Below are 15,474 nucleotides of genomic sequence, written 5' to 3'. Positions count from 1 at the left end.
GACAGGAAGAGTAGAAAGAGGAGTATTGAAGGTAGGAGACGAAGTAGAAATCGTAGGATTAACAGATGAAAAGAAGAAGACAGTAGTAACAGGAGTAGAAATGTTCAGAAAGGTTCTTGACATGGCAGAAGCAGGAGACAACATAGGAGCACTATTAAGAGGAGTAAACAGAGACGAAATTGAAAGAGGTCAAGTTCTTGCGAAGCCAGGTTCAGTAAATCCACACAAGAAGTTTGAAGGTCAAGTATACGTATTAAAGAAGGAAGAAGGAGGAAGACATACTCCATTCTTCAATGGATACAGACCACAATTCTACTTCAGAACAACAGACGTAACAGGAACAATCAAGTTACCAGAAGGAGTAGAAATGTGCATGCCAGGCGACCACATCAACATGGAAGTTGAACTTATAACACCAATCGCGATGGAAGAAGGATTAAGATTCGCCATCAGAGAAGGTGGAAGAACAGTAGGCGCTGGTGTTGTTGCTAAGATTTTTGAATAATAATTAGTCGGAGGTCGAAGGTCGGAAGTCACCCTTTCGATGGCGACTTCCGCTTTTATTTGTAATGATATTGACAGGGAATTGCATTTATGATAATGTAAAAAAGAAGTGTGCAATTTAGTTGCAGCATTCCGTCGAAATTAGGAGGTGTAAGCAGTGAGGGTAAAAGTTACACTTGCATGCCAAGAATGCAAACAAAGAAATTACCATACAACAAAAAATAAAAAGAACGACCCAGACAGATTAGAGTTCAGAAAGTATTGCAGATTCTGCAGAAAGCATACAGTTCATAAAGAAACAAAATAATAAAGTAAATTTAAACAAGGGTGTGAAATTTATGTCTGCAGAGGTTAAAGTTAATAAAGTTGGGGAAAATAAAGTAATGAAGTATTTTAGAGAGTTAAAGGCTGAGTTTAAGAAGATTACTTGGCCAGAAAGAAAAGAAGTTGTAAATACGACTGGAATAGTATTAGGCACCCTAGCAATATTTACACTTATGATTTGGATAATGGATTCAGTATTCGGGACTTTGCTTAGAAAGATATTAGAATATATTAGATAAAGGAGGGAGGGACCCTCTGGTCCCTTAGAGTATGGCGGACAAAGCAAAGTGGTATGTAGTTCACACATATTCTGGATATGAAAACAAAGTAAAGGCTAACCTTGAGAAAACCATAGATAATAGAAATCTTCATCATCTTATACTTGATGTTCAGATTCCTATGGAGGAAGTTATAGAAGAAAAAAATGGCAAAACCAAGGTTGTTCAAAGAAAAAAATATCCAGGATATGTCTTAGTTAAAATGATTATGACTGACGACTCTTGGTATGTAGTAAGAAACACAAGAGGTGTTACAGGTTTTGTCGGACCAGGCTCTAAACCAGTTCCTTTGACCGATGAAGAGGTTGAAGCAATGGGTATAGTTGAGCCAATTGTTGATATTGATATTGAAGTTGGAGAAAATGTAAAGATAGTTAAAGGTCCGCTAGTAAACTTTATTGCTCAGGTTCAAGAAATTAACATGGAAAAGAAAAAGATTAAAGCTCTGGTTAACATGTTCGGAAGGGAAACTCCTGTCGAACTTGATTTCAACCAGGTTGAAAAAATACTATAATGTTCATTCTAAGGAGGTGCTAGAACATGGCAAAGAAAGTAGTAGGTATTGTTAAACTTCAATTGCCAGCAGGAAAAGCTACGCCAGCTCCACCAGTTGGTCCAGCTTTCGGTCCATATGGTATAAATATCATGCAATTCTGTAAAGAATTCAATGCAAAGACAGAAAAGCAAGCAGGTCTTATTATACCTGTTGTGTGCACAATCTATGCTGATAGATCATTTAGCTTTGTATTAAAGACACCACCAGCATCAGTATTGTTAAAGAAGGCTGCTGGAATTGAAAGCGGTTCACCTGTTCCAAACAAGCAAAAGGTTGGAAAGGTAACTATGGCTAAGGTTAGAGAAATAGCTGAACTTAAGATGCCTGACTTAAATGCAGCATCATTAGAAGCAGCTATTAGCATGATTAAAGGAACAGCAAGAAGTATGGGTATTGAAATCGTAGAATAATTCACGCTAAGGCGTGGGAGGTAAAAACCGTTAAAACCACGAGGAGGGATAGAAATGAAAAGAGGTAAGAACTATTTAGAAGCTGCAAAGCTTGTAGATAGAAATACGCTTTACTCACCAAAAGAAGCTTTAGATCTTGCTATTAAGACTGCAAGAGCGAAATTCGATGAAACAATAGAAGTTCACGTAAGACTTGGTGTTGACCCAAGACACGCTGATCAACAAGTTAGAGGAGCAGTTGTTTTACCACACGGAACTGGTAAGACTGTTAGAGTGCTTGTATTTGCTAAGGGAGAAAAGGCAAAGGAAGCAGAAGCTGCAGGCGCAGATTATGTAGGTGCAGAAGAGCTTGTTGATAAGATTCAAAAGGAAAATTGGTTTGACTATGATGTAGTTGTTGCTACTCCAGATATGATGGGTGTAGTAGGTAGACTTGGTAAGATCCTTGGACCAAAGGGATTAATGCCAAACCCAAAATCAGGAACAGTTACATTTGATGTTGCAAAGGCAATTGCTGAAATAAAGGCTGGTAAGGTTGAATATAGAGTTGATAAAACAGCAATTATCCACGTTCCAATCGGAAAGAAGTCCTTTGGTGTAGAAAAGCTTTCTGACAACTTCCATACTTTAATGGAAGCAATAATAAAGGCAAAACCAGCTGCAGCAAAGGGACAATATATAAAGAGCGTTGTTGTTTCAAGCACGATGGGACCTGGAATTAAGATAAATCCTGTAAAAGTTTTAGAATAATATTGACATCATCGATAAATGATGTTAAACTATAAATGTTGTGTTCTGAATAAGGAAACAAACCGTAGACAGTAGGTGCCTTTGGGCGTAACGGGGCTTCCCAACCTACCGAGGTTTTAGATAGGATATTTAGGCCTCTCTATGTCTACGGAGAGGCCTTTTGTATTTCAAAAGGCCTCACAAATAAAGGGCAAGGAGGTGCACAAAGTGGGCAACAGAGAAATCAAAGAAGCAAAAGTAAAAGAGCTAGTTGAAAGGTTTCAAAGAGCTCAAGCTATTATTTTGACATCATATAAGGGAATTACAGTTGCAGAGGATACTGAGCTTCGTAGAAAGATGAGGGAAGCTGGCGTTGAATACAAGGTAGTTAAGAACACATTAACTTTAAGAGCAGCAAAGGAAGTTGGTTTTGAAGGTTTAGACAGCTACCTTGAAGGACCAGTTGCTCTTGCAATCAGCTATGATGATCCAACTGCACCAGCAAGATTGCTTGCGGAATTTGCAGAAAACCACAAGGCAATCGAACTTAAGGCAGGTATCGTTCAAGGACAACTATTCGATACTGCTAAGGTTAAGGAACTTTCAAAGATACCACCAAGAGAAGTTCTACTTGCAAAATTCCTTGGAAGTATCAAATCACCAGTTGCGAAGTTTGTTTATGTGCTTGATGCTATTAGAAAGCAAAAAGAAGAAGCTAATGCATAATTAATAAAATTCTATGGAGGTGTATGTAAAATGACAATACAAGAAATTATTCAAGCTATAAAAAATATGACTGTTCTTGAATTAAATGAATTAGTAAAGGCATGCGAAGAAGAATTTGGTGTTAGCGCTGCAGCTCCAGTTGCAGTAGCAGGTGCAGCAGCAGGTGCAGCAGCTCCAGCAGCTGAAGAAAAGACTGAATTCGATGTAATCCTTGCAAATGCAGGTGCTGAAAAGGTTAAGGTTATCAAGGTTGTAAGAGAAATCACAGGACTTGGATTAAAGGAAGCAAAGGACCTTGTAGATGGTGCACCAAAGACATTAAAGGAAGGCGTAAGCAAGGAAGAAGCAGAACAAATCAAAGCAAAGCTTGCTGAAGTTGGAGCAACAGTTGAAATTAAGTAATTGAGCTAAAATGATAAGCGCTGGATTAATCCGGCGCTTTATATTTTTTTGTATAAATTTATTACTATTTCCTTGACAGCCTAATGATGTTATGATAATATATTAAAATGCATGAATAATGGGATATTATTGTTTTTTTGGGCAACATCTAATTTGACTTGTATAATTTGTATACATTGTGTAAAAAATATTAAAATAGAGTCTTATCGTCGTTGGATTTATTTTAAGTAAGGGGTGAGATTTAATGGTACATCCTGTTAAAGTGGGCAGAAGAACCCGAATGAGCTTTTCAAAGATCAAAGAAGTAATCGACATGCCACTTCTCATCGAGGTGCAACTCAATTCCTACAAATGGTTTTTAGAGGAAGGACTAAAAGAAGTTTTCGAAGATGTCAACCCGATTACTGACTATACGGGGAACCTAGTCCTTGAGTTTATTGACTATAGATTGGACTATGACAATATTAAGTATTCCGTTGAAGAATGCAAAGAAAGGGATGCTACATACGCAGCACCATTAAAAGTAAAGGTAAGATTAGTTAATAAGGAAACAGGGGAAGTTAAGGATCAGGAAGTTTATATGGGAGATTTCCCATTAATGACCGAACAGGGAACATTTGTAATAAATGGAGCAGAAAGAGTTATCGTAAGTCAGCTCGTAAGGTCACCTGGGGTATATTATGCTGAAGCTATTGACAGATCTGGTAAAAAGCTTTACTCATCTACGGTAATTCCCAATAGAGGTGCTTGGATAGAATACGAAACAGATTCTAACGATATACTATACGTTAGATTGGATAGAACAAGAAAGCTACCTCTTACAGTGTTTATAAGATCATTAATGGAAAGTGGTTCAGACCATGAAATAATAAATTACTTTGGTGAAGAAGAACATCTAAGGGCAACAATAGAGAAGGACAGCACAAAGACAAAGGAAGAAGCTCTATTAGAAATTTATAAAAGATTAAGACCAGGCGAACCACCGACTGTTGAAAGTGCAAAGGCTCTTTTGGATTCTCTTTTCTTTGATCCAAAGAGATATGATTTGTCAAAGGTTGGTAGATATAAGTTTAATAAAAAACTCTCTCTTGCAAATAGAATAGTTAATCAAGTAGCTGCACATACCATTGCTCACCCTCTTACTGGTGAAATATTAATCGAGGAAGGAAAAAGAATAGACAGGGAGACAGCCCAAAAGATTCAACACAGCGGTGTAAATGTTGTTGAAGTATTAATTGAAGGCAAACCAGTAAGAGTCATAGGAAATAACTTTGTTGATATTACAAAGCTTGGATTACCATATGATTTTAGTGACCTTAACATTAAGGAATTAGTTCATTTCCCAACTCTTAAGGAAATTATCGATGAATTTGATAATGAAGATGACATAAAGGATGCAATAAGACAAAGAATAAATCAGCTTATTCCAAAGCATATTATTAAAGACGACATATTTGCATCAATTAATTATTGCTTAAATCTATCCTATGGAATAGGATATGTTGATGATATAGATCACCTTGGAAATAGAAGATTAAGATCCGTTGGAGAGCTTTTACAAAATCAATTCAGAATAGGGCTTTCCAGAATGGAAAGGGTAATAAAAGAAAGGATGACAATACAGGATCTTGATGCTGTTACACCACAGCAGCTTATCAATACAAGACCTGTAGTTGCTGCGATTAAGGAATTCTTTGGTTCGTCACAGCTCTCACAATTTATGGATCAGACAAACCCACTTTCAGAATTAACTCACAAGAGACGTCTTTCCGCATTAGGTCCTGGTGGGCTTTCAAGGGAAAGAGCAGGCTTTGAAGTAAGAGACGTTCACCACTCCCATTATGGTAGAATGTGCCCTATAGAAACACCAGAAGGACCAAACATAGGTCTTATAAACTCACTTGCAACATACGCAAGGGTTAATGAATATGGCTTTATAGAAGCTCCATATAGAATTGTTGATAAGGAAGCAGGAAGAGTTACAGATAAAGTTGTATATTTAACTGCTGATGAGGAAGACCAATACATTATCGCTCAGGCTAATGAGCCTCTTGATGAAGAAGGAAGATTTATAGATAAGAGGGTTACAGCAAGAGCAAAGAAGGAAATAGTAGTAGTTTCGCCACATGATGTCGACCTAATGGACGTTTCACCAAAGCAGGTTGTATCTGTTGCTACTGCTATGATCCCGTTCCTTGAAAACGATGACGCAAACAGAGCTTTGATGGGATCCAACATGCAGCGTCAGGCAGTTCCGTTAATTAAAACTGAGGCACCAATAGTTGGAACAGGAATAGAATATAAAGCTGCAAAGGATTCAGGGATAATTCCTCTTGCAAAATCTGATGGAACAGTTGTGAAAGTTACTGCTGATATGATTCAAATTAAAAGGGACGAAGATGGTAAAATAGAAACATATAAGCTATTGAAATTTAAAAGATCCAACCAAGGAACTTGCATAAATCAAAGGCCGATAGTAAGCGAAGGCGATAGAGTAAAGGCAGGCGACATTATAGCAGACGGTCCATCTATTGACCAAGGTGAAATAGCCCTTGGAAAGAATATATTAATAGGATTTATGACTTGGGAAGGATATAACTATGAGGACGCAATACTTATTTCAGAAGAGCTGGTTATGAACGATGTCTTTACATCAATACACATAGAAGAATACGAGTGCGAAGCAAGGGATACTAAGCTTGGACCTGAAGAAATTACAAGGGATATACCAAATGTTGGTGAAGATGCATTAAGGGATCTTGATGAAAGAGGAATAATAAGAATAGGTGCTGAAGTAAGATCCGGCGATATATTAGTAGGTAAGGTAACTCCAAAGGGAGAAACAGAACTTACAGCAGAAGAAAGGCTCTTAAGGGCAATATTTGGTGAAAAGGCAAGGGAAGTTAGAGACACATCCCTTAGAGTTCCTCATGGTGAAGCAGGCATAATAGTTGATGTAAAAATATTTACAAGGGAAAATGGAGATGAGCTTCCACCAGGGGTAAATGAGCTTGTTAGAGTATATATCGCTCAAAAGAGAAAGATTTCTGTTGGTGACAAGATGGCGGGACGTCACGGTAACAAGGGTGTTATTTCAAGAGTTCTTCCTGTTGAAGATATGCCATACCTACCAGATGGGACACCGCTTCAAATAGTTCTTAATCCTCTTGGCGTTCCGTCACGTATGAACATCGGTCAGGTTCTTGAGGTTCACCTTGGGAGAGCAGCGAAAAAATTAGGATGGCATGTTGCTACACCGGTATTCGATGGTGCAACTGAAGAGGATATTCAAGAGTGCTTAATTAAAGCAGGGTATGATCCGGATGGAAAGACAGTTCTTTATGATGGAAGAACTGGAGAGCCTTTTGATAATAGAGTAACAGTTGGTTATATGTATATGCTAAAGCTTGCTCACCTTGTTGACGATAAGATACACGCGCGTTCAACAGGTCCATACTCATTAGTTACCCAACAGCCACTTGGTGGTAAGGCACAATTTGGTGGTCAAAGATTTGGTGAGATGGAAGTTTGGGCAATAGAAGCATATGGTGCAGCTCATACCCTACAAGAAATATTGACAGTTAAGTCTGACGACGTTGTAGGACGTGTTAAGACTTATGAAGCAATAGTTAAGGGAGAAAACATACCAGAACCGGGAGTTCCAGAATCATTTAAGGTTCTTATTAAAGAACTTCAATCCCTATGTCTTGATGTTAAGGTTCTTGGTGAAGATAAACAAGAAGTTGCTATTAAAGAGGATATAGACTACGATGAAGAATATGATGAATTACAAAATACAATGGAAATTAGAGACGATGTAGCACTAACACCTATGACAACAACAGAAGATGTAGATGATTACAGTGAAGAAGGATATAATGAAGATGATGATATAGGATTTGATGAATTCATTGATGAAAATATAGTAGATTTTGAATCAATAGATGACGATTTAAATTTTGACGACGAAGAATAAAATGAAGGGAGGCTGTCCCCTTGTTCGAGTTAAACAATTTTGACTCAATTCAAATTGGTCTTGCTTCTCCAGAAAAGATTAGGGAATGGTCAAAGGGAGAGGTAAAAAAGCCTGAAACTATTAACTACAGAACATTAAAACCTGAAAAGGATGGTCTTTTTTGTGAAAGAATTTTCGGACCTGTTAAGGACTGGGAATGTCATTGTGGAAAGTATAAAAGAGTAAGATACAAAGGAATTGTTTGTGACAGGTGTGGAGTTGAAGTTACTAAATCAAAGGTTAGACGTGAGAGAATGGGGCACATAGAGCTTGCTGCCCCTGTATCCCACATCTGGTATTTTAAAGGGATACCATCAAGAATGGGACTTATACTTGATATGTCCCCAAGATCCTTAGAAAAGGTTCTTTACTTTGCTTCGTATATAGTTATAGATCCAGGTGATACTGGCCTTGTTAAAAAACAACTTCTAACAGAAAAGGAATACAGAGAAGCAATAGAAAAGTATGGTGAAGGTTCCTTTAGAGCTGGAATGGGTGCTGAAGCCATTAGGGAACTTCTTCAGGAGATCGATCTTGATGCCCTCTCAAAGGAACTTAAGGCGGAACTTGAAAACAGCACAGGGCAAAAGAAGGTTAGAATAATAAGAAGACTTGAAGTTGTTGAAGCCTTTAGAAAATCAGGTAATAGACCAGAATGGATGATATTAGAAGTTTTACCTGTTATACCACCGGATTTAAGACCCATGGTTCAGCTTGATGGTGGAAGATTTGCGACTTCAGATCTTAACGACCTTTATAGAAGGGTTATAAATAGAAACAATAGATTAAAAAGGCTCCTAGATCTTGGAGCACCAGACATAATAGTTAGAAACGAAAAGAGAATGCTTCAAGAGGCTGTTGACGCCTTAATTGACAATGGAAGAAGAGGTAGACCAGTAACAGGTCCTGGAAATAGACCATTAAAATCCCTTTCAGATATGCTAAAGGGTAAACAGGGAAGATTCCGTCAAAACCTTCTTGGAAAGCGTGTTGACTATTCTGGACGTTCTGTTATAGTAGTTGGTCCTGAGCTTAAAATGTTCCAATGTGGTCTTCCAAAGGAAATGGCTCTTGAACTATTTAAGCCATTTGTAATGAAAAGACTCGTAGAAAAAGGAATAGCTCATAATATAAAGAACGCTAAAAAAATGGTAGAAAGAGTTAACAACCAGGTTTGGGATATACTTGAGGAAGTTATATTAGACCATCCGGTATTACTAAACCGTGCTCCAACCCTTCACAGACTAGGTATTCAAGCCTTCCAGCCTGTTCTTGTTGAAGGTAGAGCTATAAAGCTTCATCCACTTGTATGTACAGCATACAATGCAGACTTCGATGGTGACCAGATGGCGGTCCACGTTCCACTTTCTGTTGAGGCACAGTCAGAAGCAAGGTTCTTAATGCTTGCAGCCCATAATATATTAAAACCGTCCGATGGAAAGCCAGTTACAGTGCCAACCCAGGACATGGTTTTAGGTTCCTACTATTTAACAATAGAAAAGGAAGGAGAACCAGGAGAAGGAAAATACTTCTCATCACCAGAGGAAGCATTGCTTGCTTATCAATTAAAGGAAGTTGGATTACATGCAAGGATAAATGTAAGAGTTACTAAGGAAATTAATGGGCAAAGAGTTTCAAAGATAGTTCAGACTACACCTGGAAAGATTATATTCAACGAAGCAGTTCCACAGGATCTAGGATTTGTTGACAGAAATGATCCAGATAAGGCATGCGATTATGAAATAGATTTTCTTGTTGATAAGAAGGCGTTAAGTAAGATTGTTGAGAGGGTATATAAAAAGCACGGACCAACAAAGACTGCTATAACTCTTGATAAGATAAAGGCATTAGGATTCCACTTCTCAACAATAGGTGCCATTACGATATCAGTATCAGACATGATTATTCCAGAAGCTAAGGCAAAACTACTTGCTGAAGCGGATGCTGAAGTTGACAACATTCAAAGACTATTCAGAAGAGGATTTATATCAGAAGAGGAAAGATATCAAAAGGTTATCGATACTTGGACAAAGACAACAGAAAATGTAACAAATGCTCTCATGAATAATCTTGATAAATTCAATCCAATATTCATGATGGCAAACTCAGGAGCGAGAGGTTCTAAGAATCAGATAAGACAGCTTTGTGGTATGAGAGGTCTTATGGCTAATCCATCAGGTAAGATTATAGAATTGCCAATTAGATCCTCCTTCCGCGAAGGCCTTAACGTTCTTGAATTCTTCATATCAACCCACGGTGCAAGAAAAGGTCTTGCAGATACAGCGCTAAGAACAGCTGACTCAGGATATTTAACAAGAAGACTTGTTGATGTATCACAGGATACAGTAGTAAGAGAAGAAGATTGTGGAACAACAGAAGGCTTTTATGTAGAAGAAGTAAGGGATGGAAACGAGGTAATCGAAGCTCTTAAGGATAGACTAATAGGTAGATATACAGCAGAAGATATAATTCATCCAGAAACAGGAGAAGTTATCGTAAAGAGGAACGAATATATTACTGATGATATATATTCAAAGATTGAAAAGGCTGGTATAACAAGAGTTAAGATAAGAAGCGTGTTTACATGTAAGACTAGATATGGAGTTTGTGCAAAGTGCTATGGTATGAATATGGCAACTGGTGAAAGAGTAAACATAGGTGAAGCTGTAGGTATTATTGCAGCACAATCCATCGGTGAACCAGGAACTCAGCTTACAATGAGAACCTTCCATACTGGTGGTGTTGCTGGTGCCGACATCACACAAGGTCTTCCAAGAGTTGAAGAGCTCTTTGAAGCAAGAAAACCAAAGGGACTTGCAATTATTAGCGAAAAAGGTGGAGTTGTTAAAGTTACAGAAGATAGAAAGAGAAAGATTGTAACTATAATATCTGATGACGGAGAGGAAAAGGTTTATCCAATTCCTTATGGATCAAGGCTTAAAGTTTATGATGGCCAAAGAATTGAAGCAGGGGAAGTGTTAACAGAAGGTTCTGTAAATCCACATGATCTTCTAAGAATAAAGGGAGAAGATGCTGTAAGATCTTACCTTCTTGCTGAGGTTCAAAAGGTTTACAGATTGCAGGGTGTTGATATTAACGACAAACATCTTGAAATTATAATAAGACAGATGCTAAGAAAGGTTAAGATAGAAGATTCTGGAGATACAGATATGCTTCCAGGAAGCCTTATAGATAGGTTTGAATTTGATGAAGAAAATGAAAAGGCAATCAAGATGGGATTAAGACCTGCAGTTGGAAGAACAACGCTGCTTGGTATAACAAAGGCAGCCCTTGCAACAGATTCCTTCCTTTCAGCAGCATCCTTCCAAGAAACTACACGAGTTCTTACAGATGCGGCAATCAAGGGTAAGATTGATCCGCTTGTTGGATTGAAGGAAAATGTTATAATAGGTAAGTTAATACCTGCAGGAACAGGTATGGTAAGATACAGAAGCATAGAAATTTCACCTGAGGAAGATGCTGAATAATTTAAGGGGGGCCTACCCCCTTAAATAAAATTTTACTAGTATTGACAATGATATATTAAAATGTTAAAATTGATTTTGTGTGTTTTATGATTTCCTCAATGAAGGTGAAAGTAGAACTTTCACAAGGAGGGGGATTAGCATGATTGCAAAACTTACAGGCAAAAAAGTTGTTGGTGCAAAGCAAACTGCAAAGGCAATAAAAAGCGGCCAAGCAAAGATTGTTTACATCGCTGAGGATGCAGAAGCAAAGGTCACAGCACCTATATTAGAGCTTTGTAAACAAAACAACGTTGAGGTCGTTTTTGTTGAGACGATGAAAAAATTAGGAATGCTTTGCGGCATTGATGTAGGAGCAGCTACAGCATGTATTTTAAGTGAGTAATAAAGCATTATTTGCTTTATTATAGATGTGTCATTTTGGAAGGAGGTGCGCACAAATGCCAACAATGAACCAGCTTGTTAGAAAGGGTAGAGAAAAGGTTCAATACAAGTCAAAGTCACCAGCATTAAAGGGATGTCCACAAAAAAGAGGAGTTTGCACAGTTGTTAAGACTATGACTCCTAAGAAGCCAAACTCAGCGTTAAGAAAGATCGCAAGAGTAAGGCTAACAAATGGAATTGAAGTTACAGCATACATCCCAGGTGAAGGCCACAACCTACAAGAACACAGTGTTGTTCTTATAAGAGGTGGAAGAGTTAAGGACCTCCCAGGTGTTAGATATCACATCATAAGAGGTGCCCTTGACGCTGCTGGTGTTGCTAACAGAAAGCAACAAAGATCAAAATACGGTACTAAGAGACCAAAGAAGTAATGTTTTAATGGTGCTGTGTGCAATATAAACTCCTTCGGGTTTAAATAGATTGCATGGAGCACTTTACGGCAAATGCCGAGTACCGATGAACTTAAATTTAATGTTAAGGAGGGAAGGAAAGTGCCAAGAAAGGGTTATGTTCCAAAGAGAGATGTTCTTCCTGATCCAATATACAATAGCAAGGTTGTTACAAAGCTTATAAACAAAGTAATGTGGGACGGGAAGAAGGGTGTTGCACAAAAGGTTGTTTATGGTGCATTCGATATAATTAGAGAAAAAACTGGAAAGGACCCACTTGAAGTGTTTGAAGCTGCAATGAACAATGTAATGCCAGTTCTTGAAGTTAAGGCAAGAAGAATCGGTGGGGCAACATACCAAGTTCCAGTTGAAGTTAGACCAGACAGAAGACAAACTCTCGGTATCAGATGGATCGTTGAAGCAGCAAGAAATAGAGGAGATAGATACATGAGAGTTAAGCTTGCAAACGAAATATTAGATGCAGCTAACAATACAGGTGCAGCAGTTAAGAAGAAAGAAGATACTCATAAGATGGCTGAAGCTAACAGAGCATTCGCTCATTATAGATGGTAATTTATACTCCCCTAAATGTGCATAACATTTAGGGGTATAGTATTAATTAACATTTAAGTAAAATTTATGTTAAATTAGAGAAATGTTTGCAGAAAGAAAGGAGGAATATTTGTGCCAAGAACGTTCCCTTTAGAGAAGGTAAGAAACATAGGTATAATGGCACATATCGACGCCGGTAAAACAACTACAACAGAGCGTATTTTGTTCTACACTGGTAGAACACATAAACTTGGCGAAGTTCATGAAGGCGCTGCTACTATGGACTGGATGGTTCAAGAGCAAGAAAGAGGTATCACAATAACATCAGCAGCGACAACATGCCAATGGAAGGGCCACGTAATAAACATAATTGACACACCAGGTCACGTAGACTTTACAGTAGAAGTTGAAAGATCATTAAGAGTTCTTGACGGTGCTGTTGCGGTATTCTGTGCAAAGGGTGGTGTTGAACCACAGTCTGAAACTGTTTGGAGACAGGCAGATAAATACGGAGTGCCAAGAATAGCATATGTAAACAAGATGGATATAATGGGAGCTGACTTTTTCAATGTTATTCAAATGATGAAGGACAGATTAGGAACAAAGCCAGTTGCAATACAGCTTCCAATAGGAAAAGAGGATACATTCAAGGGTGTTATTGACCTTATAAAGAATGAAGCAATAATCTATGTAGATGACCTTGGAACACAAGCTGAAGAAACTGAAGTTCCAGAAGATATGAAGGATATCGTTGAAGAATACAGAACACATCTTATTGAAGCAGTTGCTGAAACTGATGAAGAACTAATGATGAAGTATCTTGAAGGAGAAGAGTTCACTGAAGAAGAAATAAAAGTTGCTTTAAGAAAGGCAACAATAAGTGGAGAACTTGTTCCTGTAGTTTGCGGTTCTTCATACAAGAACAAAGGTGTTCAGTTACTTCTTGATGCGGTTGTTGAATATCTTCCATCACCTGTTGACATTCCATCAGTTAAGGGTATAAATCCAGATTCAGGTGAAGAAGATGAAAGACATGCAAGCGATGATGAGCCACTTTCAGCTCTTGCTTTCAAGATAATGGCTGACCCATTTGTTGGAAAGCTTGCCTTCGTTAGAGTATACTCAGGTGTTCTTACAGCAGGAACATATGTATTAAATTCAACAAAGGGTAAGAAGGAAAGAATAGGAAGACTTGTTAAGATGCATGCTAACCACAGAGAAGATGTTGAAGAAATCAGAGCAGGAGACATTGGGGCATGCGTTGGTCTTAAGGAAGTAATAACTGGGGATACACTTTGCGATCCAGATAAGCCAATTATCCTTGAAAAGATGGAATTCCCAGAACCAGTTATCCACGTTGCCATAGAACCAAAGACAAAGGCTGGCCAAGAAAAGATGGCACTTGCATTACAAAAACTTTCAGAAGAAGACCCATCCTTCAAAACATATACTGACCAAGAAACAGGTCAAACTATAATTGCAGGTATGGGTGAATTGCACCTTGAAATTATCGTAGACAGACTCCAAAGAGAATTCAAGGTAGAATGCAACGTTGGTAAACCACAAGTTGCTTACAAAGAAACAGTTAGAAAGGCTGTTAAGGCTGAAGGTAAGTTCGTAAGACAATCAGGTGGTAGAGGACAATACGGCCACTGCTGGATTGAACTTATTCCACAAGAAAGAGGAAAGGGATACGAATTTGTTAACAACATTGTTGGTGGTGTAATACCAAAAGAATATATACCAGCAATCGACAATGGTATCCAAGAAGCTATGCTATCAGGTGTAGTTGCAGGATATCCAGTAATGGACGTTAAGGTAATCCTATTTGACGGTTCATACCACGAAGTTGACTCCTCAGAAATGGCCTTCAAGATTGCAGGTTCTATGGCCTTCAAGAATGCAATGCAAAAGGCGGACCCAGTTCTTCTTGAACCAATAATGAAGGTTGAAGTTGTTGTTCCAGAAGAATACATGGGAGACGTTATAGGAGATATAAACTCAAGAAGAGGAAGAATCGAAGGTATGGAACCAAGAGGTGGAGCTCAAGTTATAAGAGCATATGTTCCACTTGCTGAAATGTTTGGTTATGCAACTACATTAAGATCAAGAACACAAGGTAGAGGAACTTACGTAATGCAATTTGACCATTATGAAGAAGTTCCAGCAAGCATCCAAGCTCAAATTGTTGGAGCTAAGGAAAAGAATGCATAAGGAGGTAATCTAAATGGCAAAGGCACATTTTGAGAGAACCAAGCCACACGTAAACATAGGGACAATAGGACACGTTGACCATGGTAAGACAACATTAACAGCAGCGATAACATTTGTATTATCAAAGTATGGAAGAGCACAAGCAACAAGATACGACGAAATAGATAAGGCACCAGAAGAAAAGGAAAGAGGAATAACAATCAACACAGCACACGTTGAATACGAAACAGAAACAAGACACTATGCACACGTTGACTGTCCAGGTCACGCTGACTACGTAAAGAACATGATTACAGGGGCAGCGCAAATGGACGGAGCGATCTTAGTTGTAAGTGCAGCAGACGGTCCAATGCCACAGACAAGAGAACACATACTACTTGCAAGACAGGTAGGCGTTCCATACATTGTAGTATTCCTAAACAAGGCAGACATGGTAGACGACCCAG

The 15,474-nt window shown here is 38.4% G+C and carries 15 protein-coding genes and 1 other annotated feature; all 15 genes read left to right on the top strand.

Features of this window, described 5'->3' with window-relative positions:
- A partial coding sequence (locus CAAU_RS10745) for an EF-Tu C-terminal domain-related protein (protein WP_040306547.1) occupies positions 1-505 on the top strand: 505 nt, incomplete at its 5' end.
- Between the two features lie 156 nt (positions 506-661).
- Positions 662-811, top strand: a complete 150-nt coding sequence (rpmG, locus tag CAAU_RS10740; protein ID WP_040306546.1) for a 50S ribosomal protein L33 — start codon at positions 662-664, stop codon at positions 809-811.
- 31 nt (positions 812-842) lie between these two features.
- Complete coding sequence (secE, locus tag CAAU_RS10735; RefSeq protein WP_008909460.1) at positions 843-1,067, top strand: preprotein translocase subunit SecE; 225 nt, start codon at positions 843-845, stop codon at positions 1,065-1,067.
- A gap of 31 nt (positions 1,068-1,098) precedes the next feature.
- On the top strand, positions 1,099-1,620 hold the full coding sequence (gene nusG, locus CAAU_RS10730) for a transcription termination/antitermination protein NusG (RefSeq protein ID WP_008909459.1): 522 nt from the start codon (positions 1,099-1,101) through the stop codon (positions 1,618-1,620).
- Between the two features lie 26 nt (positions 1,621-1,646).
- Positions 1,647-2,072, top strand: coding sequence for a 50S ribosomal protein L11 (rplK, locus tag CAAU_RS10725; RefSeq protein WP_008909458.1), 426 nt, complete (start codon positions 1,647-1,649; stop codon positions 2,070-2,072).
- Between the two features lie 54 nt (positions 2,073-2,126).
- Complete coding sequence (gene rplA, locus CAAU_RS10720) at positions 2,127-2,822, top strand: 50S ribosomal protein L1 (RefSeq protein ID WP_008909457.1); 696 nt, start codon at positions 2,127-2,129, stop codon at positions 2,820-2,822.
- A gap of 44 nt (positions 2,823-2,866) precedes the next feature.
- Positions 2,867-2,995: a sequence feature (ribosomal protein L10 leader region), on the top strand.
- A 34-nt stretch (positions 2,996-3,029) separates the two neighbouring features.
- Positions 3,030-3,527 carry a 50S ribosomal protein L10 gene (gene rplJ / locus CAAU_RS10715; RefSeq protein ID WP_008909456.1) on the top strand — a complete coding sequence of 166 codons (498 nt, stop codon included), beginning with the start codon at positions 3,030-3,032 and terminating at the stop codon, positions 3,525-3,527.
- A gap of 30 nt (positions 3,528-3,557) precedes the next feature.
- Entirely contained in the window at positions 3,558-3,929 is a 372-nt protein-coding gene (rplL, locus tag CAAU_RS10710; RefSeq protein WP_008909455.1) for a 50S ribosomal protein L7/L12, read from the top strand.
- 244 nt (positions 3,930-4,173) lie between these two features.
- Positions 4,174-7,905: a DNA-directed RNA polymerase subunit beta gene (gene rpoB, locus CAAU_RS10705; protein WP_040306545.1), complete on the top strand. Its 3,732-nt coding sequence runs from the start codon at positions 4,174-4,176 to the stop codon at positions 7,903-7,905.
- Between the two features lie 20 nt (positions 7,906-7,925).
- Positions 7,926-11,432, top strand: coding sequence for a DNA-directed RNA polymerase subunit beta' (rpoC, locus tag CAAU_RS10700; RefSeq protein WP_008909453.1), 3,507 nt, complete (start codon positions 7,926-7,928; stop codon positions 11,430-11,432).
- 139 nt (positions 11,433-11,571) lie between these two features.
- Entirely contained in the window at positions 11,572-11,814 is a 243-nt protein-coding gene (locus tag CAAU_RS10695; protein WP_008909452.1) for a L7Ae/L30e/S12e/Gadd45 family ribosomal protein, read from the top strand.
- 55 nt (positions 11,815-11,869) lie between these two features.
- The gene (gene rpsL, locus CAAU_RS10690) at positions 11,870-12,244 is read left to right on the top strand and encodes a 30S ribosomal protein S12 (protein WP_008909451.1); all 375 of its coding nucleotides are present in this window, start codon (positions 11,870-11,872) and stop codon (positions 12,242-12,244) included.
- A 120-nt stretch (positions 12,245-12,364) separates the two neighbouring features.
- The gene (gene rpsG / locus CAAU_RS10685) at positions 12,365-12,835 is read left to right on the top strand and encodes a 30S ribosomal protein S7 (RefSeq protein ID WP_008909450.1); all 471 of its coding nucleotides are present in this window, start codon (positions 12,365-12,367) and stop codon (positions 12,833-12,835) included.
- A gap of 111 nt (positions 12,836-12,946) precedes the next feature.
- The gene (gene fusA / locus CAAU_RS10680) at positions 12,947-15,028 is read left to right on the top strand and encodes an elongation factor G (protein ID WP_008909449.1); all 2,082 of its coding nucleotides are present in this window, start codon (positions 12,947-12,949) and stop codon (positions 15,026-15,028) included.
- Between the two features lie 13 nt (positions 15,029-15,041).
- The coding region (locus CAAU_RS10675) for a GTP-binding protein (RefSeq protein WP_040306544.1) at positions 15,042-15,474 on the top strand (433 nt) is incomplete at its 3' end.

This window comes from Caloramator australicus RC3, assembly GCF_000297115.1.
GTDB classification, from domain to species: domain Bacteria; phylum Bacillota; class Clostridia; order Clostridiales; family Caloramatoraceae; genus Caloramator; species Caloramator australicus.
The sequence above is the reverse complement of the archived record's forward strand: the minus strand, read 5'-3'. Positions and strand labels throughout refer to the sequence as shown.